The sequence below is a fragment of the Deinococcus radiotolerans genome (assembly GCF_014647435.1).
Lineage (GTDB): Bacteria > Deinococcota > Deinococci > Deinococcales > Deinococcaceae > Deinococcus > Deinococcus radiotolerans.
In genome coordinates, this window is record NZ_BMPE01000004.1 from 166,586 (window position 1) to 192,159 (window position 25,574).

Annotated in this window: 25 protein-coding genes; 13 read left to right on the forward strand and 12 right to left on the reverse strand. The window is 69.3% G+C overall.

Annotated elements, in window-relative coordinates; genetic code table 11:
- Nucleotides 1–17: 17 nt before the first annotated feature.
- The 3 genes from IEY63_RS10440 to IEY63_RS10450 all read right to left on the reverse strand — a co-directional run bounded on the left by IEY63_RS10440 (nucleotide 18) and on the right by IEY63_RS10450 (nucleotide 3,959).
- A complete protein-coding gene (locus IEY63_RS10440) occupies nucleotides 18–1,037 on the reverse strand; it encodes an alpha-ketoacid dehydrogenase subunit beta (RefSeq protein WP_189056236.1) in 1,020 nt (339 codons plus the stop codon).
- Entirely contained in the window at nucleotides 1,034–2,143 is a 1,110-nt protein-coding gene (locus IEY63_RS10445; protein ID WP_189068943.1) for a thiamine pyrophosphate-dependent dehydrogenase E1 component subunit alpha, read from the reverse strand. Before IEY63_RS10445 ends, IEY63_RS10440 begins: the two co-directional genes overlap by 4 nt.
- A gap of 214 nt (nucleotides 2,144–2,357) precedes the next feature.
- The gene (locus IEY63_RS10450) at nucleotides 2,358–3,959 is read right to left on the reverse strand and encodes an aminotransferase class V-fold PLP-dependent enzyme (RefSeq protein ID WP_189068944.1); all 1,602 of its coding nucleotides are present in this window, start codon (nucleotides 3,957–3,959) and stop codon (nucleotides 2,358–2,360) included.
- Between the two features lie 136 nt (nucleotides 3,960–4,095).
- On the opposite strand from IEY63_RS10450, the gene mnmG reads away from it, so the two are divergent.
- The 5 genes from mnmG to parB all read left to right on the forward strand — a co-directional run bounded on the left by mnmG (nucleotide 4,096) and on the right by parB (nucleotide 8,698).
- Complete coding sequence (gene mnmG / locus IEY63_RS10455) at nucleotides 4,096–5,907, forward strand: tRNA uridine-5-carboxymethylaminomethyl(34) synthesis enzyme MnmG (protein WP_189068945.1); 1,812 nt, start codon at nucleotides 4,096–4,098, stop codon at nucleotides 5,905–5,907.
- A 105-nt stretch (nucleotides 5,908–6,012) separates the two neighbouring features.
- The gene (locus IEY63_RS10460; RefSeq protein WP_229784642.1) at nucleotides 6,013–6,357 is read left to right on the forward strand and encodes a hypothetical protein; all 345 of its coding nucleotides are present in this window, start codon (nucleotides 6,013–6,015) and stop codon (nucleotides 6,355–6,357) included.
- Nucleotides 6,354–7,091: a 16S rRNA (guanine(527)-N(7))-methyltransferase RsmG gene (rsmG, locus tag IEY63_RS10465; RefSeq protein WP_189068946.1), complete on the forward strand. Its 738-nt coding sequence runs from the start codon at nucleotides 6,354–6,356 to the stop codon at nucleotides 7,089–7,091. The genes IEY63_RS10460 and rsmG overlap by 4 nt, the downstream gene beginning before the upstream one ends.
- On the forward strand, nucleotides 7,051–7,875 hold the full coding sequence (locus IEY63_RS10470; protein WP_189068947.1) for a ParA family protein: 825 nt from the start codon (nucleotides 7,051–7,053) through the stop codon (nucleotides 7,873–7,875). The genes rsmG and IEY63_RS10470 overlap by 41 nt, the downstream gene beginning before the upstream one ends.
- A complete protein-coding gene (parB, locus tag IEY63_RS10475) occupies nucleotides 7,859–8,698 on the forward strand; it encodes a ParB/RepB/Spo0J family partition protein ParB (protein WP_189068948.1) in 840 nt (279 codons plus the stop codon). The genes IEY63_RS10470 and parB overlap by 17 nt, the downstream gene beginning before the upstream one ends.
- A gap of 67 nt (nucleotides 8,699–8,765) precedes the next feature.
- Here the strand turns inward: parB and IEY63_RS10480 are convergent, their stop codons facing one another.
- The 7 genes from IEY63_RS10480 to IEY63_RS10510 all read right to left on the reverse strand — a co-directional run bounded on the left by IEY63_RS10480 (nucleotide 8,766) and on the right by IEY63_RS10510 (nucleotide 15,255).
- Entirely contained in the window at nucleotides 8,766–10,181 is a 1,416-nt protein-coding gene (locus IEY63_RS10480) for a VanW family protein (RefSeq protein WP_189068949.1), read from the reverse strand.
- Between the two features lie 98 nt (nucleotides 10,182–10,279).
- Nucleotides 10,280–11,278, reverse strand: coding sequence for a YpdA family putative bacillithiol disulfide reductase (locus IEY63_RS10485; RefSeq protein WP_189068950.1), 999 nt, complete (start codon nucleotides 11,276–11,278; stop codon nucleotides 10,280–10,282).
- A 59-nt stretch (nucleotides 11,279–11,337) separates the two neighbouring features.
- The gene (locus IEY63_RS10490) at nucleotides 11,338–11,868 is read right to left on the reverse strand and encodes a dihydrofolate reductase (protein WP_189068951.1); all 531 of its coding nucleotides are present in this window, start codon (nucleotides 11,866–11,868) and stop codon (nucleotides 11,338–11,340) included.
- Nucleotides 11,852–12,286 (reverse strand): deaminase, encoded by a 435-nt coding sequence (locus IEY63_RS10495; protein WP_189068952.1) that lies wholly within the window; start codon nucleotides 12,284–12,286, stop codon nucleotides 11,852–11,854. Before IEY63_RS10495 ends, IEY63_RS10490 begins: the two co-directional genes overlap by 17 nt.
- Entirely contained in the window at nucleotides 12,283–13,077 is a 795-nt protein-coding gene (locus IEY63_RS10500; RefSeq protein WP_189068953.1) for a thymidylate synthase, read from the reverse strand. The genes IEY63_RS10495 and IEY63_RS10500 overlap by 4 nt, the downstream gene beginning before the upstream one ends.
- A 54-nt stretch (nucleotides 13,078–13,131) precedes the next feature.
- The gene (locus IEY63_RS10505) at nucleotides 13,132–14,358 is read right to left on the reverse strand and encodes an MFS transporter (protein ID WP_189068954.1); all 1,227 of its coding nucleotides are present in this window, start codon (nucleotides 14,356–14,358) and stop codon (nucleotides 13,132–13,134) included.
- Between the two features lie 54 nt (nucleotides 14,359–14,412).
- Complete coding sequence (locus IEY63_RS10510) at nucleotides 14,413–15,255, reverse strand: AraC family transcriptional regulator (protein WP_189068955.1); 843 nt, start codon at nucleotides 15,253–15,255, stop codon at nucleotides 14,413–14,415.
- Between the two features lie 183 nt (nucleotides 15,256–15,438).
- On the opposite strand from IEY63_RS10510, the gene IEY63_RS10515 reads away from it, so the two are divergent.
- Both IEY63_RS10515 and fumC read left to right on the forward strand, forming a co-directional pair.
- A complete protein-coding gene (locus IEY63_RS10515; RefSeq protein WP_189068956.1) occupies nucleotides 15,439–16,491 on the forward strand; it encodes a GGDEF domain-containing protein in 1,053 nt (350 codons plus the stop codon).
- Between the two features lie 29 nt (nucleotides 16,492–16,520).
- Nucleotides 16,521–17,915 carry a class II fumarate hydratase gene (gene fumC / locus IEY63_RS10520; RefSeq protein WP_189068957.1) on the forward strand — a complete coding sequence of 465 codons (1,395 nt, stop codon included), beginning with the start codon at nucleotides 16,521–16,523 and terminating at the stop codon, nucleotides 17,913–17,915.
- A gap of 59 nt (nucleotides 17,916–17,974) precedes the next feature.
- Here fumC and IEY63_RS10525 read toward each other — a convergent pair whose 3' ends face one another.
- Nucleotides 17,975–18,664, reverse strand: coding sequence for a hypothetical protein (locus IEY63_RS10525; protein WP_189068958.1), 690 nt, complete (start codon nucleotides 18,662–18,664; stop codon nucleotides 17,975–17,977).
- A 288-nt stretch (nucleotides 18,665–18,952) separates the two neighbouring features.
- Between IEY63_RS10525 and IEY63_RS10530 the strand changes: the two genes are divergently transcribed.
- The 4 genes from IEY63_RS10530 to dprA all read left to right on the forward strand — a co-directional run bounded on the left by IEY63_RS10530 (nucleotide 18,953) and on the right by dprA (nucleotide 22,725).
- The gene (locus tag IEY63_RS10530; protein WP_189068959.1) at nucleotides 18,953–19,360 is read left to right on the forward strand and encodes a hypothetical protein; all 408 of its coding nucleotides are present in this window, start codon (nucleotides 18,953–18,955) and stop codon (nucleotides 19,358–19,360) included.
- 128 nt (nucleotides 19,361–19,488) lie between these two features.
- A complete protein-coding gene (locus IEY63_RS10535; RefSeq protein WP_189068960.1) occupies nucleotides 19,489–20,148 on the forward strand; it encodes a response regulator transcription factor in 660 nt (219 codons plus the stop codon).
- 2 nt (nucleotides 20,149–20,150) lie between these two features.
- On the forward strand, nucleotides 20,151–21,590 hold the full coding sequence (locus IEY63_RS10540) for a sensor histidine kinase (RefSeq protein ID WP_189069000.1): 1,440 nt from the start codon (nucleotides 20,151–20,153) through the stop codon (nucleotides 21,588–21,590).
- Nucleotides 21,591–21,627: 37 nt separating this feature from the next.
- Nucleotides 21,628–22,725, forward strand: coding sequence for a DNA-processing protein DprA (gene dprA, locus IEY63_RS10545; protein WP_229784645.1), 1,098 nt, complete (start codon nucleotides 21,628–21,630; stop codon nucleotides 22,723–22,725).
- A 35-nt stretch (nucleotides 22,726–22,760) separates the two neighbouring features.
- Here the strand turns inward: dprA and IEY63_RS10550 are convergent, their stop codons facing one another.
- The gene (locus IEY63_RS10550; protein ID WP_189068962.1) at nucleotides 22,761–23,048 is read right to left on the reverse strand and encodes a hypothetical protein; all 288 of its coding nucleotides are present in this window, start codon (nucleotides 23,046–23,048) and stop codon (nucleotides 22,761–22,763) included.
- An 18-nt stretch (nucleotides 23,049–23,066) separates the two neighbouring features.
- On the opposite strand from IEY63_RS10550, the gene IEY63_RS10555 reads away from it, so the two are divergent.
- Both IEY63_RS10555 and dnaA read left to right on the forward strand, forming a co-directional pair.
- Nucleotides 23,067–24,026 carry an NAD-dependent epimerase/dehydratase family protein gene (locus IEY63_RS10555; RefSeq protein ID WP_189068963.1) on the forward strand — a complete coding sequence of 320 codons (960 nt, stop codon included), beginning with the start codon at nucleotides 23,067–23,069 and terminating at the stop codon, nucleotides 24,024–24,026.
- 110 nt (nucleotides 24,027–24,136) lie between these two features.
- Nucleotides 24,137–25,510, forward strand: a complete 1,374-nt coding sequence (dnaA, locus tag IEY63_RS10560; RefSeq protein WP_189069001.1) for a chromosomal replication initiator protein DnaA — start codon at nucleotides 24,137–24,139, stop codon at nucleotides 25,508–25,510.
- Nucleotides 25,511–25,574: the final 64 nt, after the last annotated feature.

Here is a 25,574-nt window from a genome sequence, read left to right on the forward strand (position 1 = left end):
GGGGCCAGGCGGTGGGGTCAGTAATTGAGGGCCTGGACGCAGGCGGCCACGATGCGGTTCGCGCCGGGCAGGTACACCTTGTCCTGCACGTACGGGTACGGCGTGTCGAAGCCCGCCACCTGTCCGACGGGGGCAGTCAGGTAGTCGAAGGCCTGCTCCTGGATGACGTATGCGACCTCGCCCATGAAGTTGCTGATGCGCGGCGCCTCGCTGACGAGGACAGCCCGGCCGGTCTTCTGCACGCTGGTCAGGACGCGGTCGCGGTCCCAGGGCACCAGGGAGCGCAGGTCAATGACCTCCACGCTGACGCCCTCGGCGGCCAGGGCGTCGGCGGCTTTTTCCAGATCGGGCATCACGCCGCCGTAGCCGATGAGGCTCAGGTCGCTGCCCTCGCGGCGGATGGCGGCCTCGCCCAGTTTCACGATGTAGTCGTGGTCGGGCACCTCGCCTTTGGCGGCGCGGTAGAGGCGTTTGGGTTCGAAGTAGATGACGGGGTCCTCGCCGCGCAGCGCGGCCTTCAGCAGGCCCTTGGCGTCGTAGGGGGTGCTGGGCATGACGACCTTCAGGCCCGGGGTGTGGGTGTAGTAGCTCTCGGGGCTCTGGCTGTGGTGGTGGCCGCCCTTCACGCCGCCGCCCGAGGGGGTGCGGATGACCATGGGCGCCGTGAACTGCCCGGCTGACCGGTAGCGGATCTTGGCGGCCTGCGAGATGATCTGGTCGAAGCCGGGGCCCATGTAGTCCGCGAACTGGATTTCCGCGATGGGGCGCAGGCCGCGCACGGCCATGCCGACGGCGGCGCCGACGATGCTGGCCTCGCTCAGGGGCGTGTCGAACACGCGGTTCTTGCCGAAGCGTTCCTGAAGCCCGGCGGTGGCCATGAACACGCCGCCGCGCGCGCCGACGTCCTCGCCGAACAGGACGACGCGCTGGTCGCGTTCCATCTCCTCGGCGATGGCCTCGGTGACAGCCTGGATGAGGTTGATGGTGCGGCCGGTCGTCATGGGGGCAGCCTCCGGGCGGGTCTGGGTGGCGGTCATGCGCGGCCTCCGGTCTGCTCGGCGCGCAGGAACGCCTCCTGCTGGCGCAGGTGGTCGGGCAGGTCGGCGTACACGTCCTCGAACATGATGCGCCAGTCGGGCTGCCCGGTCGCCTCGGCGGCGAGCACCTGTTCGTCCACCTCGCGGTGCGTCTGCGCGATCAGGGCGGCGCGCTCCTCGGCGGTGACGGGGTGGCCCAGGTGCGCCAGGAGGTTCTCCAGGCGGGTGATGGGGTCGCGGGCCAGCCACGCGTCGACTTCCTCGCGGGTGCGGTAGTGCTTCTCGGCGTCCGCGTCCGCGTTGCTGTGCGAGCCGACGCGGTAGGTCAGGCACTCGACCAGGGCGGGACCCTGGCCGCTGCGGACCTGCTCGGCGGCGTATCCGCAGACTTCCATGACGGCGATGATGTCGTTGCCGTCCACGTAGTAGCCGGGCATGCCGTAGGCTTTCGCCTTGATGTGGATGGTCTCGCTGGCGGTCTGCTCGCGGATGCTGGTACTGATCGCCCACTGGTTGTTCTCGCAGACGAACAGCGCGGGGGCCTGCGCGGCGCCCGCCATGTTCATCCCGGCGTGCCAGTCGCCCTCGCTGGTGGCGCCGTCCCCGAAGGTGCAGACCGTGATCTCGTCCACGCCGAGGTACTTCTGCGCCATGGCGTTCCCGGCAGCGGGCGGCACCTGCGACGCGATGCTGGAACTGATGGACACGAAGTTCTGGCGCTGCGCGGCGAAGTGGTGCGGCATCTGGCGGCCCCGGCAGGAGTCGCTGTTCGTGCCCAGGCACTGGCTGATCAGTTCCGCCATGGGCACGCCCATGGCGAGGCCCAAGGTGTGGTCGCGGTAGTACGGCCAGACCCAGTCGTGCCCGACGCGAATCGAGCGGGCGAGGCCCACCTGGGTGGCTTCCATGCCGCTGGACTGCGCGTAGAAGGTGGTGCGGCCCTGGCGGAGTAGCGTGATGAGTTTGCGGTCGAATTCGCGCGCCTGGAGCATCAGGCGGTGCAGGTCGCGCAGCACCTCGGGCGTGTAGCGCTCCGGGAGGGGCTGCACCGGCGTCCCGTCTTCCGCGACGAAGCGGATGGGTTCGGGGGTGAAGGGTTGAATCATGGGCTGGAGCCTCCTGACCGGGTGCGCGCCGCCGCTGTGGCATGCGCACGTCCGGAAGTTCATCTGTCTAGCAAACGCTCGTTAGGCATTTTAGACGCTTTGTCCATGAGGCGCGAATCCTGCCTCCTGAACCTGAACCGATTCCAGACCTCTACCACTCCTCACATCCCACGCAGACACCCTTATGCGTCCAGTCAGGCTGGACATGTCCAACTCAGTGAGCGAAGAACACGAGATCACCCGGCACATGCGGCGGCACGGCTCTCCCCTCCCCTGCCACGCTCATCCCCTCCGCCAGCACCCGCGCCTCACGTAGGTAAACCTCATACGGCACTGCGCCCGTCCCGGTCAGGGGCCGCGCGTCGCCAAACAGATCCAGGGGCGCGGCGTCCGCCGGGTGCGTCCACGCGCCTGAATTCCAGTCAAAGTCGTACAACGGCACGAAGCGCTCCCCAAACTCTGCAATGAACTCGACCGCGTCCAGCAGGAACTGCACCTCGGCGTCCGTCGCCCAGGGCGCCAGATTCAGGCGCGTCCAGCCCGGCTTCACGCTGTCCAGGTGATTCAGCGCGCACTGCATGTAACGCTCGCTGGTTACATCGTCCACGTTCAGTAGCACGTGCCCGTACGGCCCGGCACACGCGCAGCCGCCCCGCGCCTGAATCCCGAACAGGTCATTGAGGAGCCGCACCACCAGCCGTGGGTGCAACTGCTGCCCGCTGGCCGTGAAGGTCAGGAAGGACAGGAACGCCAGGCGCGGCGCGTCCAGGTTCCCCAGCAGCCGCACGCGCGGGTTCGCCTGCAGGCGGGTCAGGGCCAGTTCGAACAGCTGATGCTCCCGCGCAGTGATCTGAGGGGCGCCCAGTTCCTCCTTCACGCGAAATGCCAGCGCTGTGCGGATCTTCCCCAGAATGGCGGGGGTTCCCGCGTCCTCGCGCGCCTCGATGTCATCCACGTAGATCTGCCGCTCACGGTTCACGAAGGTGACCGTCCCGCCGCCCGGTGTGCTGGGAACCGCCAGCCGGTACAGCTCCTCCCGGAAGCACAGCAGGCCCGGCGTGCCGGGGCCGCCCACGAACTTGTGCGGGCTGAGGAACACCGCGTCGTACCCGTCCGGCCGCCCGGGCTTCATGTCGATGGGCACGTACGGGCCGCTGCCCGCGAAATCAAAGAACGCGTACGCGCCGTGGGCATGCAGGATGCGCGCCACCGAACGCGTATCTGTCAGCAGGCCGGTCACGTTGCTCGCGGCACTGAACGACCCGATCTTGGGCCGCCCCGCGTACCGCGGGTCCTTCAGCGCGGCCACCAGCGCGTCCAGGTCCAGCGTGCCCCGCTCGCACAGGGGAATATCCACCACCTCGGCCAGCGTCTCACGCCAGCTGATCTCGTTGCTGTGATGCTCGTACGGGCCGACGAACACCACCGGCCTCTCCTCCACTGGCATCCCGGCCAGGATCGCGGCGCGGTGGTGCGCGCCCACCGTCAGGCCCAGGATGTCCTGCATGCGCCGCACCGCCGCCGTGCTGCCGGAGCCGCAGAACACCAGTTTGCAGGTCTGGTCCCCGCCCAGCTGCCCCTTGACGTACTCGGCCGCCTGGTGGGTCAGGTGCGTGGAGTGCGCGCCGGTCGCGCTGTCCTCGGTGTGGGTGTTCGCGTACAGCGGCAGCGCCAGGGTCGCCACGCGCTCCTCGACACTGCGCAGCGCGCGGCCCGACGCGACGTAATCGGCGTACGTGACGCGCCGCTCCCCGAAGGGCGTGCGGATCACGGTGTCAGTCCCGATCAGGTCGGCGCGCAGCTGCTCGAAGTTCATACCCCCCATGGTAGTCAGCGCCGCCCTGAGGCTCAACGCCACCGATCGGGTCAGCCGGTCACCTCGGCCTGCAGACCGGCCAGTCCTGCACTGGGTCACCGTTGCGCATACGCCGGGCAGGTACACTGGTGGGCTGATGAGTGGCTGGAATGTCTTGGTCATAGGTGGTGGGCACGCGGGGCTTGAAGCGGCGTGGGCCGCTGCGAAGTTCTCCCGCGTGGCCCTGCTGATCGGGAACCCCGCCACCGTGGGCCGCATGCCGTGCAACCCGGCGGTGGGCGGCCCCGGCAAGAGCCAGCTGGTGTTCGAGTTGCAGGCCCTGGGCGGCCTGATGGGCCGACTGGCCGACGAGACCGCGATCCACACCCGCACCCTGAACGCCAGCAAGGGCCCCGCCGTGCAGTCCCTGCGGGTGCAGAACGAACGCGACGCCTACGCCGAGCGCGCGCAGGACGTGATCTTCGGGCACCCGAACATCGACATCCTGCGTGGCGAGGCCGCCGATCTGGAAAGTGACGGCCGGGGCGGCTGGCTGGTCGTCACGACCGACGGACGGCGGCTGGCGGCGCGCAGCGTCGTGGTCGCGGCGGGGACGTTCATGCGCGGCGTGACGTGGTACGGCCGGCAGTCCCGCGCTGAGGGCCGCCAAGGCGAACCACCCGCGCGCTTTCTGTCCGCGCCGCTGGCCCGCGCCGGGCACGTCCTGAAGCGCTACAAGACCGGTACGCCGCCGCGCGTGCGGGCCGACGCGGTGAACTTCACCGAGTTGCTGGAGATCCCGGCCGACCCTAACCCGCGTGGGTTCACCGGCACGCCCGGTCCGCGCGCCGCCGATTCCCCCACCTGGCAGACGCACACGACCGCCGAGACGCACCGCCTGATCAACGACAACCTGCACGAGTCCCCGATGTTCTCGGGGGATATCGAGGGCCTGGGGCCGCGCTACTGCCCCAGCATCGAGGACAAGGTCGTGCGCTTCGCTCATCACGACCGGCACCTGCTGTTCGTGGAACCGGACGGTGTGCAGACCAGCGAGGTGTACCTGCAGGGGTTCAGCTCGTCGCTGCCGCCGCACCTGCAGGACGCACTCGTGCGGTCGCTGCCGGGCTTCGAGCAGGCGGTCATCCAGCGCTACGCGTACGCCGTGGAGTACGACGTGGTGGACTCGCTGGAACTGACCCTGAACCTCGAATCGAAGCTGATGCCGGGCGTGTTCACGGCCGGGCAGATCAACGGCACGAGCGGCTACGAGGAGGCGGCCGCGCAGGGCCTGATCGCCGGGACGGCGGCGGCCCGCCGCGCGCTGGGTGAGCAGGAGGCATTCATCGGGCGGGAGACCGGGTACATCGGCGTGTTGCTGGACGAACTGGTATTCAAGGGCAGCAACGAGCCATACCGCATGATGACCAGCCGCGTGGAGCACCGCCTGCTGGTCCGTCAGGACAACGCCGACGAGCGCATGACTCCTATCGGGCACTCGCTCGGGCTAGTGAACGACTCGGAACTGGCGTGGGTGCGGGCCAAGTACGCGCGGGTGGAAGCGGGCATCGCGGCGCTGGAGGGTCAGCGGGCGCAGGGGCAGACCGGGGACGCGTGGCTGCGCCGCCCCGAGTTCAGCCTGCCGGACGTGGAGGCGCTGGGCGTGACCCTGCCGGAGCTGTCGCCGACCGAGCGCGAGGCGGTGGAGATCCGCGTAAAGTACGCCGGGTACATCCGCCGGGCCGAGGTGCAGTTGCGCGCCGAGGACCGTTCGCGCGGCCTGAGTCTGGAGGGCATCGATTTCGGCGGGATCGCGGCGCTGTCGAACGAGGCGCGCGAGAAACTGGGCCGCGCGCAGCCGCGCACTGTGGAGCAGGCCAGCCGGATTTCCGGCGTACGGCACGCAGATATCAGCGCGCTGCTGGTGCACCTGAAGCAGCGGGGCGGGGACGTTTCACGGGAAACTTGACGGTGAAACAATATGGGTCGGAGAGCAATGTACTCTCCGGCCTTCTCTGTGCTTGACCCTACCGACATTTCACGGGAAACTTGACGGTGAAACAACGGAGGTTCGATGACCGGATCAGTCAACACTATGGACGCCACCTTCGAGCAGGGCCTGCTGCTGGGCATCCTAATAGGCGAGGGCCACTTCGGCGGGGACGGCAAGCAGCCGCAGATCACGCTGCGAATGCACACCCGCCACCAGAAACTCTTCGAGACGCTGCTGCGCCTGTGCCCCGGCTCGAAACTGTACGGACCGTACAACCACGGCGGCAGGCGCTATTTTCAGTGGATGGCGCGCGGCGAGGTGCTGCGCGAGACGCTGCTGCCCCTGCTGGACCGGCTGCCGCTGGAGGACATCGATGAACACGTCTACGAGAGGTATCAGGATATGAAAGTCAGGTACGGCCTGTGACCCCGGAAGGGCAGGCGCTGCTCCGTCAGGGTGCAACGGAACTCGGGCTGGATGTCGAAGGCCAGTTACCGAGGTTCGAGCAGTTGCTGGACCTGCTGGTCGAGGCCAACAGCCGCATGAACCTCACGGCGCTGAAGACGGAATCGGACATCGTCCTGAAGCACTTCGTGGATTCTCTGAGCTGCCTGCGCGGCGGGCACCTGGACGGCGCAGGGCTGCGGGTGCTGGACATCGGGACCGGGGCGGGCTTCCCGACGCTGCCGGTGGCGATCATGCGCCCGGATGCCGCGTTCACGCCGCTCGACTCGATCCGCAAGAAGATCGACTTCGTGCGGGCGGCGGCCGAGGCGCTGAACCTGACAGGTGTCACGCCACTGGTGGGCCGCGCCGAGACACTGGGCCGCGACCCCGAACACCGCGAACGCTACGACCGGGTGGTCTGCCGCGCCGTGGCGGCCCTGCCGATCCTGGCAGAACTGGGTCTGCCGCTGCTGAAACCCGGTGGGCTGCTCGTGGCGCAGAAGGGCCCGATCAGCGAAGAGGAACTGCACGCCGGTCGCCGCGCGGCGGGCGAGGTGGGCGGCAGGGTCACCGAGGTGGACGCCTTCACGCTGCCCGTGCTGGGCGACGCCCGCACCCTGGTCGTGATCGAGAAGGTGGGGCCCACCCCGAAGAAGTACCCCCGGCGCGAGGGTGTGCCCAACCAGCAGCCGCTATTCTGGACGGCACGGTGAACGGCTTGCGACACAACGACATGCGGGGGACGCCGTGAAGGTACTCGGCGTCGTGAATCAGAAGGGCGGGGTGGGCAAGACCACCACCGCCGTCAACCTCGGCGCGTACCTCGCGGCGGGCGGCAAACGCGTCCTGCTGCTGGACATGGATCCGCAGGCGAACGCCACGAGCGGCCTGGGGCAGCGCGGCGCGGCGCAGGGCCTGTACGAGGCGCTGGGCGAACCGGCCCGCGCCGCCGAGTACACCGTGGAAACCGTGCAGGCGAACCTCTTCCTGCTACCCGCCACACCCGATCTGGCCGGGGCGGGCGTGGAACTCGCCGAGGACCCGGACGCCCTGACGCGCCTGCTCGCGTCCATCAAGGGGTACGACGTGGTCCTCATTGACGCGCCGCCCAGCCTGGGGCCGCTGACCGTGAACGTGCTGGCTGCCGCCGACGCGCTGCTGATTCCCCTGCAGGCCGAGTACTACGCTCTGGAGGGCCTCGCGGGCCTGATGGAGACGGTCGAGCGCGTGCAGGGCGGTCTGAACCCACGCCTGAAGGTGCTAGGCGTAGTGCTGACCATGTTCGACGGGCGCACGAACCTCTCGCAGGACGTCGAGAGCATGGTCCGGCAGCACTTCGGGGAGCTGGTGTTCTGGTCGGTCGTGCCGCGCAACGTGCGCCTGTCCGAGGCGCCCAGCTTCGCCAAGCCCATCAACGCGTTCGCGCCACTGTCGGCGGGCGCAGCGGCGTACAAGCGTCTGAGCGAGGAGGTGATGCAGCGTGTCGAAAAAATCTAGCCTGGGCCGCGGCCTGGACGCCCTGCTCGGCAAACCCGCCGAGAGTGCGCCGGGCGCGCAGGTGCAGTCCCTGAGGATCGAGAAGATCGTGCAGGCCGCGTACCAGCCGCGTCAGGTGTTCACGCCGGAGTCCCTGGCGGAACTCGCGCAGAGCATCCGCGACAAGGGCGTGCTGCAACCCCTGCTCGTGCGCCCGCGGGACGACCACTTCGAGATCGTGGCCGGGGAGCGCCGCTGGCGCGCCAGTCAGCTCGCCGGGCTGACCGAACTGCCTGTGATCATCCGGGACCTCGGGGACCGCGAGGCGCTGGAGATCGCGATCGTGGAGAACCTCCAGCGTGAGGACCTGGGCGCGCTGGAAGAGGCCCGCGCCTACCAGGCGCTCATGGAGCAGGGCCTGAATCAGGAGGGCGTGGCGCAGGCGGTCGGTAAGAGCCGCAGCGCCGTGTCGAACGCGCTGCGCCTGCTGACGCTGCCCACCCCGGCCCTGCGGGCGCTGGATGACGGGCAGATCAGTGCCGGGCACGCCCGCGCGATTCTTGCGCAGCCCGACACGGACCGCGCCTGGGCGCTGGAGCAGATCACGGCGCGCAGCCTGAGTGTCCGCGAGGCCGAGGCCCTCAAGCGTGAGAGGCGCGAGCCCACGCCGATCAAGGTGAACCCGCCGCGTGCTTTCCGTCAGGTGGAGCTTGACCTGAGCCGCCGCACCGGCACCCGCGTGCGCATCACGGGCGAGGACAAGGGCCGCGTGGAACTAAACTACGCGTCTCGCGAGGAACTCGACCGGATTCTGGAGATCCTGGGCTACGCCGCCGAGGAATAACGGCGAAGTCAGCGACAAAAGGCGAGAGGCGGCCCCCGGTAACTGGGGCCGCCTCTCGGTCACGCGGTCAGCGGGTGCCGACGAGGTAGATGTTCGGCCAGGGGCGGTAGGTGCTCTTGAGGGTGTCCTGCTTGAAAGCCTTGCCGTCCCGCATGAACTTGCGGGTGACCTCGATCACGGCGCCGGGCGCCGCCCAGTCCACCTGCTTGCGCTGCCCCCTGGCCAGCGTGGCGTCCGGGATCAGCCGGTCGGCGGGGGAGGGGGTGGTGCTCAGGGTGCGGGGCGCGCCGATCTCGACGGTGAAGTCGCGGGCCTTCCCGAACACAGTCACGGTTAGGGTGGAGGACTCGTCATCCCAGTCACTCTGGAACCACAGCGAGCCGCCGGTGTCGTTCGCGAACTTCAGGTCCAGGCTGGGCTGGTAGATCGTGGCGTCGAGACCCTGCGGGTCGTAGTAGTGCACCTGATATGAGTGGTTCTGGCGTTGCAGGATTGGCAGGCCCGCCGCGTACAGCGCGCGGAACACAGTCGTGCTGACCTGACAGATCCCGCCGCCCACGCCGTTCGCGGTACGTTCCCCCGCGATGACCAGCCCGGTCACGAAGCCCGTGCCGGTGGTAATGGGGCCGACCATCTGATTGAACGACACGCTCTTCCCGTCCAGCAGGCGGTCCTGGAAGCGGCTGGTGCCCACGTGAATGTTCGTGACGCGGGCGGCACTGCTGCCGTAGTAGTTCGTCTGACCGGTGCCCAGGTGCGCGGTGATGCCGCGGGACGCGAAGTAATCCAACGTGCGCCCCGGCGCGACCTGACCCTTTACGGGAATGGTGACCTTGATGCCTTTGGGGTCCTTGATGGCCGCCAGCAGGTTCGTGCGGGCCTTCGCGGCGTCCACCTTCAGGCCGTTGCGCTGCACGACCGCCCAGCCGTCCCAGAGTTCCTCGAAGCGGGCGTCCTGCGCGGTGGTGGGCAGGGCCTTCAGGAACGCGGTGAGTTCCTGATCCAGACTCTCGGTGATCACGCCGCGCGCCCGGATAACCTCCACGCGCTTGCCGGGAATGGTCAGGGTCCGGGTGAAGGGCACGGTCGTTTTCTTGCCGTTCACGAGCGCGGGCCACTGGGCCTCCACCGTGATCAGCAGCGGCGCCGTGATCTTCGCCGGGACCGGGGTGACCTGGGGTGCGGGGGTCGGCGGCGCGGGCTGAGGCGCTGGGGCCGGGCTCGGTTCAGGCACCGGGGTGGGGGCGGGCGTGGGTTCCGGGGTCGGCTGAGGTGCTGGAGTCGGCTGGGGCTCTGGCGCGGGCGTCGGTGCGGGGCTCGGCTCCGGCTGGGGGGAGGGCGGCGTGGGCGGAATCGCGGGGATGGTCTGCGCCGGTGGGGGAGGGGAGGGTTCCGTGCCCGTCTGGGCCAGGGCAGCGGTCACGAGGGAGCCACTGAGCAGCAGGGCGCCCAGGGTCAGGGCGCGCCGGGGGGCGGGGGTCATGCGGCGAGTATTCCACGCCCCCAGTCCCGCTCCATGAAAAGAACCTCCATGAAGGAGGCCGCCCGGCGGGCTGCACCGGGCGGCCCCACAGGCCCGATTCAGGCGGGCTGCACGCCCCGCTCGGCCAGCTGCCGCGCGATCTCGGCGACGGCATGATCGGCGTGGAAGCGGCCGTTCTCGATGAACACCTGATTCGTGCGTCCGGCGAAGCCTGCGCTGCCCACCACGAACAGGCCCGGTACGCTGCTCTGGTAGTGCTCGTCCAGCACGAGGCACTCGTCCGGCTGCGTGGCGAGACTCAGGCCGTCCAGGAAGGAGAGATCTGGGCGGTACCCGGTCAGGGCGAACGTGAAGTCGGTCGGCAGCTCCCAGGTGGTGCCGTCCTCGCGCTGCACGACCACGTGCTCGGGGTGGATCTCGACCACGCGGGAGTTGAAGTGCGCCGCGACGCTGCCTTCCTTGATGCGGTTTTCCAGGTCGGGGCGCACCCAGTACTTGATGGTGCTCTTCAGTTCGGGCGCGCGGACGACCATGGTGACGTTCACGCCGCTGCGCCACAGGTCCAGCGCGGCGTCGGCGGCGCTGTTCCCGGCGCCGATCACGGTGACGTTCAGGCCCATGAACGGGTGCGCCTCGGTGTAGTAGTGGCTGACGTTCTCGCTGTCCTCACCGGCGATGCCCAGCGCCAGGGGGTTGTCGTAGTACCCGGTGGCGACCACCACACGCCGCGCCTCCACGACGCCAGGCGTCCCGTCGCGCTTCTCGACCTCCAGCGTGAAACCTGCCGGGGCGGCGTGCACGCGCGTCACCTCGGTGTACTGCTCGACGTTCAGGGCTTCACGCTGCGCGACCAGCCGGTAGTACATCAGCGCGTCGCGGCGGTCCGGCTTGTCGTGCCCGGTCACCATGGGGTGATTCCCGATCTCCAGTTCCGGCGCGGTCGTGAAGAACGACATGTACGTGGGGTACTCAAAGATCGCGTTTACCACGCAGCCCTTCTCCAGCACCACGTAACTCAGGCCCGCACGCTTGCAGGCGATGGCGGCAGCGAGACCCACCGGGCCCGCTCCGACGATGGCGACATCCACCAGACTCATGAGCGGCATTCTGCCAGCCGCGCGCCGCCCGAGTCTGCGGGCAAGGCACGGTGACGGGATCAGGCGCGGCGGATCAGCGTGCGGAAGGTCAGGTCGAAGGGGTTCGCGTCGTCCGCCGCACGCGTCCGCTCCTGCGTGACGACCCACCCGTCTCCCAGGTCCGGCATGACCGTATCACCCTCCAGCCGCGCGTGAATCAGCGTGAGTTCCACCCGGGTCAGCTGCGCGAGGTACAGGGCGTACACCTCGGCCCCGCCGATGATCGCCACCTCCGGCACGTCCCCGGCCAGGGCCAGCGCCTCCTGCGGCGAGTGCGCCACCTGCGCGCCGGGCGCGCTGAACGCCCGGTTGCGGGTCAGGACGATGTTCGCCCGGCCCGGCAGGGGCCGACCACCCAGCGAATCCCACACCTTGCGGCCCATGACGTTCGGCTTCCCGCGACTGTGCGAGCGGAAGTGCGCCAGATCTGCCGGGAGGTGCCACGGCATCCCACCGTCCCGCCCGATCACGCCGTTCTCGGTGACCGCGACGATGCCGACCAGTTCAGGCCCCACGCGTTCAGCCTCGCCCAGTTCAGGGGGTCGGGACATGCCGCACCTCGATCCCCGCGTCCCGCAGGATCTGCTCGCCGCTCGGCAGTCCCGACTCCACGCGGTTCGTCTCGCGGTACGCCGTCTCGAAGATCACGCGTCCCACCCGCCGCGAATTCACGATCAGGCGCGCACACGCCGCACATGGCTCGTGCGTCACGTACAGCGTGTGGCCCTCGCCGTTCCAGTTCGCGGCCAGCAGGGCGTTCACCTCGGCGTGAATGAACCCGCTGTGTCCCTGCGACAGGCTCTCGCGTTCGTTCGGTTCGCCCGCCGCGCGCCCGTTGTACCCCACGCCCACCACCCGGTGATGCCGGTCCAGGATGCACGCCCCCACCCGCACCTTGCTGTCCGCGCTGCGCGTCGCCCACAGCCGGGCGGTGGCCAGCCCCAGCTCATCGAACGACGGGCGGGTCATACGGCCACCGGGGCCTTGATGCCGGGGTGAGGGGTGTAGCCGTCCAGGCGGAAGTCCTCGTACTGGAAGTCGAAGATGTCCTTCACCGCGGGGTTCAGGTGCATGACGGGCAGGGGGCGTTCCTCGCGGCTCAGCTGAAGCTTTGCCTGCTCGAAGTGGTTGCGGTAGAGGTGCACGTCGCCGCCCGTCCAGATGAACTCGCCGGGTTCCAGACCGCAGACCTGCGCGACCATCAGGGTCAGCAGGGCGTAGGACGCGATGTTGAACGGCACGCCCAGGAACAGGTCCGCGCTGCGCTGGTACAGCTGGCAGCTGAGGCGACCGTCCGCGACGTAGAACTGGAACATCGCGTGGCAGGGCGGCAGGGCCATGTCGTCAATCTGCGCGACGTTCCAGGCGTTCACGATCAGGCGGCGGCTGTCCGGCGTGCGCTTGATCTGCTCGATGACCTGCGCAATCTGGTCAATATGGCCCCCGTCTGGAGTGGGCCAGCTGCGCCACTGGGCGCTGTACACGGGGCCCAGGTCGCCGTTTTCGTCGGCCCATTCGTCCCAGATACTCACGCCGCGCTCCTGAAGCCACTTCACGTTGGTGTCGCCCCGCAGGAACCACAGGAGCTCAACGATGACGCTTTTCAGGTGCACCTTCTTCGTGGTGACCAGCGGAAAGCCGCGTTGCAGGTCGAAGCGCAGCTGCGCGCCGAACACCGAGCGGGTGCCGGTTCCGGTCCGGTCGGTCTTGTCGGTGCCGTGCTCCAGCACGTGCTGCATCAGGTCGAGGTACGGCCGCATGGGGACAGTCTAAAGCGGCCCACTGGGGGCCGCCTCGGGCTGGCTGGGGTGGGTTCAGGCGGCCTGGGGTTCGCCGCGTGGGTCCTGACGCTGGGCGCTGAGCACCCCGAGGGCCAGGAGGATCAGGGCGGCGCTGGTGCCGAAGGTGCCGGGGCCGGCGGTGCGGGCGTACAGCGGGCCGGCCAGCAGGGGTCCGGTGATCTGGGCGAGGGCGCCGAAGCTCTGCGCGCCGCCCTGGACTTTGCCCTGCGCGTCGGCGGGCGCGGCGTTCGAGAGCAGGGCGCCGGTGCTGGCGGTGAAGATGCCCTCGCCGACGGCCATGCAGATGGTCGCGGCGTACACCAGCCACGCGGCGGGCCAGAAGGCCAGGGCAGCCAGCCCCAGGGTGCCCACCACACCCAGCGTCAGGCCCAGTTGCGCCACGCCGCGCTCGCCGAGGCGTTTGAGGAGCAGGGGCAGCAGGCCGCCCTGGGCGATGATGTCGCACACCCCGACGATCATGAAGACGGTACCCATCTGCGCGGGGCCCCAGTGCAGGGTGTCGCGGCCCAGGAGGACCAGCACGGTCTGGAGGATGGTGAAGGGCAGCATGAACAGGGCGCTGACCGTCACGAGGCGGCGCACGGCGGGGTAGGCCAGGACGCCGCGCAGCTGCGCGAGGGGGTTGAGGTGCGCGGCGTCGAAGTGCCGCTGGCGGCGCTCGGGGCTGAGGCTTTCGGGCAGGATGAACGCGCCCCAGAGCATGTTCAGCAGGCACACGCCCGCGGCGACGAACATGGGCAGGCTCAGGCTGATGTGGGCGAGCGCGCCGCCGATGGCGGGCCCGAGGATGAATCCGGCGCCGACGACCGCGCCGATCTGCCCGAAGACCCGGCCGCGGTCCTCTTCGGGGGTGGTGTCGGCGAGGTAGCCGAACAGGGCGCTCATGCCGCCCGCGGTGAGGCCGTCGATGCAGCGGCCCAGGAACAGCATAGTCAGGCTACCGCCGATGCCGAACAGCACGTACCCGATGGCGGAGCCGAGCAGGCTGAGGATCAGGACGGGCCGGCGGCCGTACGCGTCACTCAGGGCGCCCAGGACGGGCGAGGCGAGGAACGACAGCAGCGCGAAGCAGGCGCCCAGCCAGCCGATGACGGTGGCCTGCCGGGCCACGTCCGGGACGTACTGCATGACGATGTACGGCAGGACCGGGAACACCAGGGACATGCCGATGGAGAACAGGAACGCGGTGGTGAGCAGGAACAGCAGCGGGGGGCGGCGGGGTGGGGCAGAGGGGGTCATGCGGTTCAGGCTAGGGGAGCGGCGGGGCGGAGCGATTGAAGAAAAGCGGCGCGTTCAGGGGTGCACGAGCGGGGAGCGGCGGGTGTACAGGCCCTCGTCCTGGAGGGCGTCGTGGCGGTGCTGCATCTGGCGGGCGTACTCGCGGAAGGTGCGGGGGGTCATGTGGGCCAGGGCGCGGAATTCGCGGGTCAGGTGGGCCTGGTCGGCGAAGCCCAGGTCGTACGCGAGGCCGGCGAGGGGTTCGTCCGGGTTGAGGTGCAGGCGGTTGTGGGCTTCCTCGAAGCGGATCAGGCGGGCCAGGGTCTTGGCGCCCACGCCGACTTCCTGACTGAAGGCGCGTTCCAGGGCGCGGGCGCTGACGTTCAGCGTCTCGGCCAGGGGGCCGATGCGGGCCGTGCCGAGCGAGTGGTACAGCTGCGTGGCGGCGCGGATGCCCACGCCGGGTTCCCGCTCCTGGTCGCGCAGGCGTTCAAGCAGCCAGGCGTCCACGACCTCGCGCGCCTCGGTCCACGCGCCGGCGCGCAGCAGGGCGGGGACGGCGCGGGCGACCGGGGCGGACAGCTGCCCCAGGTCCAGCTGGTCCACGCCCATGCGCCAGCCGAACAGCTGCACGGCGCCCCAGGGGTACAGTTCGATGCCCAGTGCGCGGGTCAGGCCGTAGGACAGCAGGCGCCGTGGCGTGAGGCTCAGGCCGCTCAGGTGCGCGCCGCTCAGGCGTTCGGGGGCGCTGGTCGTGTCCGGCGCGAGCCAGGAGTCGCCGCTGAAGAACAGGACGCGCACGGTGCGTTCCGGCATGAAGTGGTGGTATTCCTCGCCGGGCGCGTGGTGTTCTTCCAGCTGCCAGTACGTGCGGACCAGGGCGCGCAGGGGCGGGCTGGGCGGCAGTTCCTGGTACATGCTCCTACTGTGGCAGAGCGGAGGGCGGGGCACCTCCGCCAGACGGACAGGGCCGCTGACGGAAATCTTCAAGACGCCCTGCTGGGGTGTCCGGTCAGGCCGGGCCCGGAGTACGCTGAGGGGACCATGGCGACGCGCCGGCCTCCCGCTTCCGACCTGCCATTCCGGGGGCCTCCGGAGGAATTGCGCCGGACGCTGTACCTGCTGGCGATCGTGCTGGGCCTGCTGGTGGTGGGGGCGCTGAACGTGCTGGCGTACTCCACGGGCACCCGGAATCTGTACGTGCAGGTGGTGCTGCCGGTCACGATGATCCCGGTGCTGTTCAGCCTGGGGTGGCTGCTGTCGCGCCGGCCTCTGGCGCTGCCCGAGCGGCTGATGTTCTTCACGGTGAATGTGCAGGTGCTCGCGCAGGCGCTGTTGGAGGAGATGCAGCGTCCGGCGCTGTCCGGCGGGTCGGACTTGGTGTACTGGTCGGTGGTGGTGAACGTGATGCTGGCGTACCTGCTGTTCCCGAACCGCGAGGCGGGGCGCTACAGCGCGGCGCTGTTCGTGCTGTCCGTGGTGGTGCCGTGGGCGGGGCTGGCGCTGGGGGGCGGCGCGGTGTCGGCGGACCTACCGCGGGTGCAGCTGACGGTGGGGATCGTACTGCTGTTCGTGCACGCGCTGTCGTGGTACCGGGGGCAGTTCGAGGCGCAGCGCAGCGAGGTGCGGGTCATGGCGCAGCTGGCGCACACGGACCTGCTCACGAACCTGCCGAACCGGCGCGGCATGTACCCGGCTGTGCAGGAGCTGCTGACGTCGGGCGGCGCGGCGCTGCTGCTGGATCTGGATCACTTCAAGCGCGTGAACGACACGTTTGGGCATCAGGTGGGCGATGAGGTGCTGGAGCGCTCCGCGCGGCTGATGGAGGCGCAGTTGCCGCCCGGCGGGAAGGTGGGCCGCTGGGGTGGCGAGGAGTTCCTGATGACCCTGCCGGGCCTGGGGGCCCCCGAGGCCGCTCAGCTGGCCGAGCGGCTGTGTCAGACGTTCCGCACGCAGAGCATGGTGGGCGTGGGGCTGGTGACGGTCAGTGTGGGGGTGACGCTCGCGCGGGTGGGGGAGACCCTGCCGGCCCTGGTGGCCCGCGCGGATGAGCACCTGTACGCCGCCAAGCACGCGGGCCGCGACGGCTGGCGGGACGCGCCGCTGCTGGACGGAGGCGCGGACGGGTCGGTGTCTGCGTTCCCGGACGTGTGACACCCGGCGGCGTTTAGACTTGCCGCTGTATGACGACCTACCGCAAAGAGTCGGACACGATGGGCATCCTGGACGTGGACGCCAGCCGTTACTGGGGCGCGCAGACGGAGCGCAGCATTCACAACTTCCCGATTGGCCGGGACACGTTCGTGTGGGGGCGGCCCGTGATCCGCGCGCTGGGCATCCTGAAAAAGGGTGCGGCGCAGGCGAACGCGGACCTGGGTGAACTGCCGCGCGACGTGGCGGACCTGATCGTGCAGGCGGCGGACGAGGTGATCGCCGGGACGCTGGACGAGCACTTCCCGCTGGTGGTGTTCCAGACTGGCAGCGGCACGCAGAGCAACATGAACGCGAACGAGGTCATCAGCAACCGCGCCATCGAGATCGCGGGTGGCGAGCTGGGCAGCAAGAAGCCGGTGCACCCGAACGATCACGTGAACCGCGGTCAGAGCAGCAACGACACCTTCCCGACCGCGATGCATATCGCGGTGGTGCTGGAACTGAACGAGCGCCTGTACGGCAGCGTGGGCAAGCTGCGCGACACCCTGCATGCCAAGGCGCAGGAGCACGCCGGGCTGGTGAAGGTGGGGCGCACGCACCTGCAGGACGCCACGCCCATCACGCTGGGTCAGGAGATCGGCGGCTGGGTCGCGCAGCTCGACTACGCGCTTGCCGAGGTCCGGCACGCTGGCGAGGGCCTGCTGGAACTCGCAATTGGCGGCACGGCGGTGGGTACCGGCCTGAACGCCCACCCGCAGTTCGGTGATCTGGCCGCGCAGAAGTACGCCGAGGAGACGGGCTTCGCGTTCCGCAGCGCGGAGAACAAGTTCGCGGCCCTCAGCGCGCACGACGCCCTGGTGCAGACCAGCGCGGCCCTGCGGACCCTGGCGGGCGCTCTGATGAAGATGGCGAACGACGTGCGGTGGCTCGCGTCAGGCCCCCGCAACGGCATCGGCGAGATCACCATTCCCGAAAACGAGCCCGGCAGCTCCATCATGCCCGGCAAGGTGAACCCCACCCAGAGTGAAGCGATGACGATGGTCGCCACGCGCGTGTTCGGCAACGACGCCACCGTGGCCTTCGCCGGGTCCCAGGGGAACTTCCAGCTGAACGTGTTCAAGCCCGTGATGGTGCACGCCGTGCTGGAGAGCATCCGCCTCATCAGTGACGCCTGCCTCGCCTTCAACGACAACTGCGCGGTTGGCATCGAGCCGAACGTGGAGAAGATCGAGCACAACCTCAGCATCAACCTGATGCAGGTCACGGCGCTGAACAAGCACATCGGGTACGACAAGGCCGCCGCGATCGCCAAGAAGGCCCACAAGGAGGGCAGCAGCCTCAGGGAGGCGGCGCTGGCGCTGGGTTACGTCACGGAAGACGAGTTCGCGCAGTGGGTCGTACCGCTCGACATGACGCACAGCTGAACCTGACCGCACAGGGGAACGGGAGGCGTCAGCTGGTTGCCTCCCGTTCCTCTGTGCGGTCAGTTCGTGTCCGGGACGTAATGCAGGGCCGCGGCATTGTCCAGGCCCAGGCTGAACAGCTCGGTCTTGAAGTCGACACTGACGTACATCATGTTCCAGCCCTTCTTGAAGGGCAGGTTGATTGCGATGCTGATCGCGTTGTTGCACTTCAGGGAGCCCGTGACCGTGTCGTCCTGCGTGACGAACACCGGCACGTGGCGCGTGCTGACGTAGGACGAGCCGTTGAAGGTGATGGTCACCTCGTTCAGTGACACGCCCCCCTGCGTTGACGTGAAGTCCGCGCCGGTCACGAACAGCGCCTGCGTGCCGGGCGCGGACTCCGTCAGGGACTCCAGACACACGGAGGACAGGTCGCCGATCACCTGCGGCGCCGCCTTCGGGGACAGGTTCGTTCTGGCCAGGACGCCCTGCGCGCTGCCGGGCAGCGTGACCGTGCCGGTGCCCAGGGCGCTCACGCTGGCCGTGGAGAGCACCGGGCCGGGCACGCTGGTGTTCGTCGTGTCGAGCGTGCGCAGCGTCAGGGTCCCGGGGCCGTACGTCCACGCCGAGTTCCCCAGCACGCCGGTCTCCAGCGCGACGTTCAGGGTCGCGCCCGGAATGACGGCCGGTGCGGGCGCTCCACCGCCGCCACACGCGGTCAGGGCGGCACTCAGGGCGAGGAGGGCGGCGCTCGTCAGAAGTCGCTTCATGGGGTCAGTGTGCGTGCGCGGCCGTTGCGGCGGCGTTGCACCTTCCTGGGCGTTCCCGGTCATCAATATGTTCAGGTGGCCGGGTTCACGCGGCCCACCGGCGCGCCGGGGCAGCGCGTCAGAACCGCGCAAGAGCGGCGGAGTACACTCGAGGTCAGAGAGGACCACGTGGTCCTTCAGTCGGGCGTCAGGTGCGCTTGTTACGCTGGGCAATCACAGGTCCTCGCGGCCTGCCCAAGCCCTGAACACCCCAGCCCCCTCTTCTCTTCCCGGAGCCTGCCTGATCCCATGCGTGTCCTGACCACCCTGCTGACCACCCTCCTGCTGTCCTCGCCCGCCGCGGCCCTGCAACTCATCGTGTGGGACCGCGACCTGTCCACCAAACTGGGCGACGGCGAGAGCAGCGGCGGGCGCGTCACGGTGCGCTTGGCCTCGGATTACACCGGGCCGGTGGTGGTGCTCTTCGCCCCCAGTGACGACGAGCGGGCCCGCGGCACCTTCGCCGGCCTGAAAAGCCGCTACGTGGGCACGCTGACCAATGGCCAACTGAACCTGTTCCCGGAAGACCGCTCGTCAGCGCAGTCCATCACGAAGTTCCTGTCAGGCTTCAAGCTGTCAGTGAACGTGCAGGTGAACGCCGCGCCGGTCAGCCTGCCGGGCCTGCGGAAGTCCGCGGCGCCCGGTCAGAACCGCTGAGTCTGACGCCCCCCGCGCAGCGGGACCGTCAGAACCACGCAGATTTCATCAAGACAGCCCCGCATGGACGGGGGTAGGATCACGTCATTGCGTCTGCCTGCCGTGGCAGGCGACCTTCAAGGAGACCCATGCTGGCCCAGATTCTTGTGGTTGAAGACGATCCCCACCTCGGACCCCTGCTCAAGGAGTACCTGTCCGCCGACTACCAGGTGCATCACGCCGCCACCCTGAAAGACGCGCAGGCCTGGCTGGGGACGCACACGGCCCAGCTGATCCTGCTGGACCTGAACCTGCCCGACGGGGACGGCCTGGACCTCGTGCAGGCGCTGCGGCAGTACTCTTCGACGCCCGTACTGGTCCTCTCGGCCCGCAGTGGCGTGCAGGAGCGCGTGGCCGGACTGAACGCCGGAGCGGACGACTACCTCACCAAGCCGTTTGCCATGCCGGAACTCGACGCGCGCATCTCCGCGCTGCTGCGCCGCACGGCCGCCGGGACGGGCGTGAACCTGGGCAACACCAGCCTCTCGACCAGCAGCCTGCTGCTCAGCGTGAACGACAAGAATGTCAACCTCACCGAGCATGAGGCCCGCATCCTGGAACTGATGATGCGCACGCCCGAGCGGGTGTTCTCCCGGGCGGACATCGAGTCGCACCTGTACGGCTGGGAAACCCCGAACAGCAACAGCGTCGAGGTGCGCATCTCACAGCTGCGCAAGAAGCTTGAAAGTGCCGGATCGGACCTGAGAATCCGGACCATCCGCAACGTCGGGTACGTCCTGCAGGCCTGATGATGCCCGAGGCGCGGCCCGTCACGACCCCGCCCGGGGCGCGGCGGGCCGCGCTGCTCACGCCCGGCGCGGGCCTGTACTCGGCGCGGGTGGCGTGGCGGCACAGCCTGCGCTTCCGGCTGGCCCTGACCTACAGCGCCCTGAGCGCCCTGCTACTGATGCTGATCACGCTGGGCGTCGTGTCGCTGCTGCTGTCGCGCATGGAGCAGCAGTTCGTGGACCGCCTGAACGACCGCGCCGACACGCTGGCCGAGGCGTTCACGAACACGGGTGGGGGGCTGGGCCGCACGGCGGGCGGCGCAGGCGCCTACACCCTGCTGATCGACCCGGACGGGCAGGTCGTGGCGGCCAGCCCGGCGCTGCGGGATTACATCGACTCCGGGTACCCGTTCGGTTCACTGTCGCGCGTGCCCATTCAGAACACCACCGTGCGGGCCGTCAAGCGTGCCGCCGGGAACTTCGGGACGCTGTGGGTCGGCCTGCCGGAGGATGACCTGATCGCCGCGCGCCAGAGCGCCCTGAGTGCGCTGCTGCTGGCCCTGGTGACCGCACCGCTGATCCTGCTGCTGACCGGCTGGTGGGTGGGCCGGCGCGCGCTGGCGGGCCTGGAGCACGCGGCGAATCTGGCCGACCAGCTGGACCCGGCACGCAACCTTGACCCGCTGCCGCTGCCCGCGCGGGAGGACGAGGTGCAGCGCCTCCTCGTGGCGATCAACAGCCTGCTGGTCCGCATCGAGGCCCAGCAGGCGCGTGAGAAGCAGCTGCTGGGCCAGATCGTGCATGAGCTGGGCGCGCCGCTGACCGTGCTGAAAGCCAGCCTGAGCCGCGCCGAGGCCCGCCTGGGCGACCCGGAGGTCGCGCGCGCCGCCCTCGTCGCGGACGAGCTGACCTTCACCACGCAGGACCTGATGCAGCTGGCGCGCGGGCAGCTGGAATTGAAACTCGCCTGGCATTACATCCCCGCGCGCACCCTGCGTGACCGCCTGGACCGCCTGGTGCCGGGCACGACCTTCACCGGGGACTGGGGGGGCGGCATCCTGTGCGACCCGGACCGCCTGACGCAGGCGCTTCGGAACCTGCTGGCGAACGGGCGGCGGCACGCGGGCCCCGAGGGCACCGTCACGCTGGACCTGCACGAGACGCCGGAGAAACTGTGCTTCCGGGTGCGGGATTCCGGGCCCGGCCTGCCCGCTGAACTGGGTGACCGGATCTTCGAGCCGTTCGTGAGTGGCGCGGGCAGCAGCGGCCTGGGCCTGAGCGTGGCCCGGCAGATCGCGCGCATGCACGGCGGGGACCTGAGTGGCACGAACCACCCGGACGGCGGCGCCCTGTTCACGCTGGCGCTGCCCGGCGCGGCCCTCGGGGATGACAGCGAGGATCTGGAAGACGCCGAGCTACTGGACGAGCCGCCCCTGGCCCCGGCCACCCCGCCGGTCACATGAGTGCGCCGGGGTCCCGCAGGCCCCCTATGCTGACCGGGTGACCAGCCGTCTGTTCGATCCGCCCGCCCCACCCCATCCGGACGAGCGGCGGGCGCTGCTGGCCCTGCGCTTCGCGCCGCAGCTGGGGCCCCGCCGCATTGAGGCGCTGCGCGTGCACTTCGGTTCTGCGGCCGCCGCGTGGCAGGCGCCCCTGCGGGACCTGCGCGACGTGCCGGGCCTGGACGCACGGGCCGCGCAGGCCGTGGGGAGCCCGGCGGCCCTGACCCGCGCGGACCAGGAACTCGCGCGCGTGCAGCAGGAGGGCGTGACGCTGCTGCTGCGCGGCCTGGACGGCTACCCGGCGGCCCTGGACGCGCTGGGCGACCCGCCCGCAGCCTTGTGGATTCTCGGGCCCCTGCCGGACCTGCCGACCGTGCCGCGCGCCATCGGGATGGTGGGCACCCGCGCGGCCAGTCCGCACGCGCAGGCGTTCACGCGGATGCTCGCCGCGGACCTCGCCCGCGCCGGGGTGGTCGTCGTGAGCGGCCTGGCGCGCGGCATCGACACGGCCGCGCACGGGGCGGCCGTGGAGGCAGGCGGGGTCAGTCTGGGGGTGCTGGGCAGCGCCGTGAACCGCGTGTACCCACGGGAGAACACCCGGCTGGCCGCGCAGCTGACGCTGGTCAGCGAGTACCCGCTGGACACCGGGCCCGCGCAGCATCACTTCCCCACCCGTAACCGCCTGATTGCCGCGCTGAGCGCCGGGACGGTCGTGGTCGAGGGCGAACGCAAATCCGGCTCGCTCATCACTGCCACGCACGCCCTGGAATGCGGGCGGACGGTGTTCGCCGTGCCCGGGCGCGCCGGGGACCCACGCGCGGCCGGCCCGCACGCCCTGATCCGCGACGGCGCGGTGCTCACTGAAAGCGCGGCCGACATCCTGACCGAGCTGGGATGGGGTACCGTTCCGGACGCGCCGCTGCCGGACCTACCCCATGAGCAGGCGCGGGTCCTGGCAGCCCTGATCGGCCCGGTCACGCTGGATGACCTTGTCGTGGCCACCGGATTGCCTCTAGCGGACGTGCAGACGGCCCTGGTCCTCCTGAACCTGCTGGGCCTCGCAGAGGAGATCGGAGGGCGCTGGGTGCGGCGCTGAGGGCTGACCATAGCCGGCGCATTGCCTCCTGAAGTTCAGGCGTGCTGCGGGCCGAAGTCCTTTTCCACCGTGACGCGCGGCTCGCCGCTGAGCGTGACCCCCTCCTGCGCTGGGTCGCTCAGCGTCCCCAGCAGGGGCGCCAGACCCACCGCGAGCGTCCCACCGTCCCCGGCCACGTCGTGCCCGAGCGGATCGAGGGTCAGCGCCCAGCCACCGCCGGGCCAGTTCACGCGGGCGTGAATGGGTTCACCGCGGTTCAGGGCCGCCAGTTCCAGGTCGTCAATGCGGACGCGGACGCGTCCCGGCGTGAACCTCACCTTCATGGGTGACAGGATAGGGGTATGGACATCCTGATTCTGGGCGGCACGCAGTTCGTGGGTCGGCACATCGTGATGGCGTTCCTGGCGGCCGGGCACCGCGTGAGCATCCTGACCCGCGGCCGCACCGCGGATGAACTGCCGGCTGAGATTGAGCGGCTCCGCGGCGACCGGAGTGAGGTGAATGGCCTGGACGCCCTGACGGGGCGGTCCTGGGACGCCTGCGTGGACGTCAGTGGGTACCTGCCTTCCGCGGTGCGCGCCAGCTGCGCTGCGCTGCGGGATCAGGTGGGCCGGTACGTGTTCATCAGTACCGCCAGCGTGTATGCCGAGCCGGACCGGCACCCGGTGCGCGAGGATGATCCGCTGCTGCCGCCCGCGCCAGAGGACGCTACCGAGGTGACCGGGGAGACGTACGGCCCGTTGAAGGTGACCTGCGAGCAGATCGTGCAGGCCACGTTCGGCGACGGGGCGACCATCCTGCGGCCGCAGATTGTCGCGGGTCCTTTCGACCACACGGCCCGCTACCCGTACTGGCCTGACCGGGCGGGCAGGGGAGGGGAGACCCTGATGCCTGGAAGCGGGCAGGATCACGTGCAGGTGATTGACGCGCGGGACTTGGCGCGCTTCACGGTGCGGGTGGTCGAGGAGCACGTGGGTGGGGTGTTCAACCTGGCGGGGCCGCGACTGAGCTGGGCGGCCTTCGCGCAGGTACTGGGCATCCAGTCGCCGGTGTGGGTGGACGCCGCGCAGCTGGAAGCGCTGGAGCTTGGCTTCTGGGAGGTGCCGCTGTTCATCCCGGAGGATGGGCCACAGGCGGGCCTGATGGATATCAGCGCCGAACGGGCCCAGCGGGCGGGCCTGACGCTCACCCCGCCGGAGGAAACCGCCCGTGACACCCGGGCCTGGAGTGAGCGGGCGGACCTGACGTACGCCCTGACCCCGGCGCGGGAGGCCGAGGCGCTGGCCGCCGCGAAACGCTGAGACGAGAGAGAAACGCCTTCTCTGGCATGGAGCGGAGAGAAGGCGGGAGAGAGGAGCGGGCGGTGATATGCTGGCTCCCGCTCAAGAGTGCCTTAAGGGAGGTGCGCCTTATCTCGCAGGAAATCTGGTCGGACGTGCTGGGGTACGTCCGCAAGAACATTACAGAGGTCGAGTACCACACGTGGTTCGCGCCGGTGAAGAATCTGGGCGTACAGGACGGCTCACTGGTGCTGGGCGTGCGCAACTCCTTCGCGCAGGAGTGGTTCCGCAAGAACTACCTGAAGCTGCTGGAGGACGCGCTGCGCAGTCTGGGCGCGCAGAACCCGCAGGTGAGTTTTCAGGTGCTGCCCGCCGCGCAGGACGCGCTGCTGCTGCCCAGTGATCCGCCCCCGCCACCCAGCGTGCCCGCGCCGCGCGCCTCGGCCCCTGCACCCATGGAGAGCCGCAAGGTGCTGAACCCGAAGTACACCTTCGAGAACTTCGTGGTGGGCCCGAACAACAACCTTGCGCACGCGGCGGCCCTGGCAGTCGCAGAGTCCCCCGGCAAGGCCTACAACCCGCTGTTCATCTACGGGGACGTGGGCCTGGGGAAAACCCACCTGATGCACGCCGTCGGGCACTACATGCTTGAACGTTTCCCGGGGAAACGGGTGGAGTACGTATCCACCGAGTCGTTCACAAACGACCTGATCAACGCGATCCGCGACGACAAGATGACGCAGTTCCGCAACCGATACCGCTCGGTGGACCTGCTGCTGGTGGACGATATTCAGTTCCTGGCGGGCAAGGAGCGCACGCAGGAGGAGTTCTTCCACACCTTCAACGCGCTGTACGAGAGCCACAAGCAGATCATCCTGAGTTCCGACCGGCCACCGAAGGACATCCAGACACTGGAGGGTCGCCTGCGCAGCCGCTTTGAATGGGGCCTGATCACGGACATCCAGTCGCCGGAATACGAGACGCGCGTGGCGATCCTGAAGATGAACGCGGAGCACAACCGTATTGACATCCCGCAGGAGGTGCTGGAGCTCATCGCGCGGCAGGTGACGAGCAACATCCGCGAGCTGGAAGGCGCGCTGATGCGGGTCGTGGCCTTCTCCAGCCTGAACAACGTGCCCTTCTCGCGGGCGGTGGCCGCCAAGGCGCTGAGCAACGTGTTCGCGCCCCAGGAAGTGAAGGTGGAGATGATGGACGTGCTGCGGCAGGTGGCCGCACAGTTCAACATGCCCCCCGACGTGATCCGCGGCTCGGGGCGCGTGCGTGAGGTCGTGCAGGCGCGGCAGGTGGCGCAGTACCTGATCCGCGAGCTGACCGATCATTCCCTGCCGGAGATCGGGCAGTTCTTCGGGCGGGATCACTCTACGGTCATGCACGCCATCAGCAAGGTCTCGGAACAGATGGGGAAGGACAGTGAACTGACCGCGGCGGTGGACCTCTTGCGCCGCCGCATGAAGGGTCAGGATGACGAGGATTCTGATGCGTAATTCGTTCTCATCATTCAGCTTCAAGCAGAATAAGTTCCAAGTTTCGTTCCAAACACCTGTGCAG

Excerpts from the sequence above, each read along its gene's own strand:
- IEY63_RS10505 (WP_189068954.1), bottom strand. The coding sequence starts at position 14,358 with ATGACCCCCTCTGCCCCACCCCGCCGCCCCCCGCTGCTGTTCCTGCTC.
- IEY63_RS10525 (WP_189068958.1), bottom strand. The coding sequence starts at position 18,664 with ATGAAGCGACTTCTGACGAGCGCCGCCCTCCTCGCCCTGAGTGCCGCC.
- IEY63_RS10550 (WP_189068962.1), bottom strand. The coding sequence starts at position 23,048 with ATGAAGGTGAGGTTCACGCCGGGACGCGTCCGCGTCCGCATTGACGAC.
- IEY63_RS10485 (WP_189068950.1), bottom strand. The coding sequence starts at position 11,278 with ATGAGTCTGGTGGATGTCGCCATCGTCGGAGCGGGCCCGGTGGGTCTC.
- IEY63_RS10460 (WP_229784642.1), top strand. The coding sequence starts at position 6,013 with ATGACCGGATCAGTCAACACTATGGACGCCACCTTCGAGCAGGGCCTG.
- IEY63_RS10555 (WP_189068963.1), top strand. The coding sequence starts at position 23,067 with ATGGACATCCTGATTCTGGGCGGCACGCAGTTCGTGGGTCGGCACATC.
- IEY63_RS10535 (WP_189068960.1), top strand. The coding sequence starts at position 19,489 with ATGCTGGCCCAGATTCTTGTGGTTGAAGACGATCCCCACCTCGGACCC.
- fumC (WP_189068957.1), top strand. The coding sequence starts at position 16,521 with ATGACGACCTACCGCAAAGAGTCGGACACGATGGGCATCCTGGACGTG.
- IEY63_RS10495 (WP_189068952.1), bottom strand. The coding sequence starts at position 12,286 with ATGACCCGCCCGTCGTTCGATGAGCTGGGGCTGGCCACCGCCCGGCTG.
- IEY63_RS10445 (WP_189068943.1), bottom strand. The coding sequence starts at position 2,143 with ATGATTCAACCCTTCACCCCCGAACCCATCCGCTTCGTCGCGGAAGAC.
- IEY63_RS10490 (WP_189068951.1), bottom strand. The coding sequence starts at position 11,868 with ATGTCCCGACCCCCTGAACTGGGCGAGGCTGAACGCGTGGGGCCTGAA.
- IEY63_RS10530 (WP_189068959.1), top strand. The coding sequence starts at position 18,953 with ATGCGTGTCCTGACCACCCTGCTGACCACCCTCCTGCTGTCCTCGCCC.
- IEY63_RS10500 (WP_189068953.1), bottom strand. The coding sequence starts at position 13,077 with ATGCGGCCGTACCTCGACCTGATGCAGCACGTGCTGGAGCACGGCACC.
- mnmG (WP_189068945.1), top strand. The coding sequence starts at position 4,096 with ATGAGTGGCTGGAATGTCTTGGTCATAGGTGGTGGGCACGCGGGGCTT.
- IEY63_RS10480 (WP_189068949.1), bottom strand. The coding sequence starts at position 10,181 with ATGACCCCCGCCCCCCGGCGCGCCCTGACCCTGGGCGCCCTGCTGCTC.
- IEY63_RS10440 (WP_189056236.1), bottom strand. The coding sequence starts at position 1,037 with ATGACCGCCACCCAGACCCGCCCGGAGGCTGCCCCCATGACGACCGGC.
- IEY63_RS10540 (WP_189069000.1), top strand. The coding sequence starts at position 20,151 with ATGCCCGAGGCGCGGCCCGTCACGACCCCGCCCGGGGCGCGGCGGGCC.
- IEY63_RS10510 (WP_189068955.1), bottom strand. The coding sequence starts at position 15,255 with ATGTACCAGGAACTGCCGCCCAGCCCGCCCCTGCGCGCCCTGGTCCGC.
- IEY63_RS10450 (WP_189068944.1), bottom strand. The coding sequence starts at position 3,959 with ATGAACTTCGAGCAGCTGCGCGCCGACCTGATCGGGACTGACACCGTG.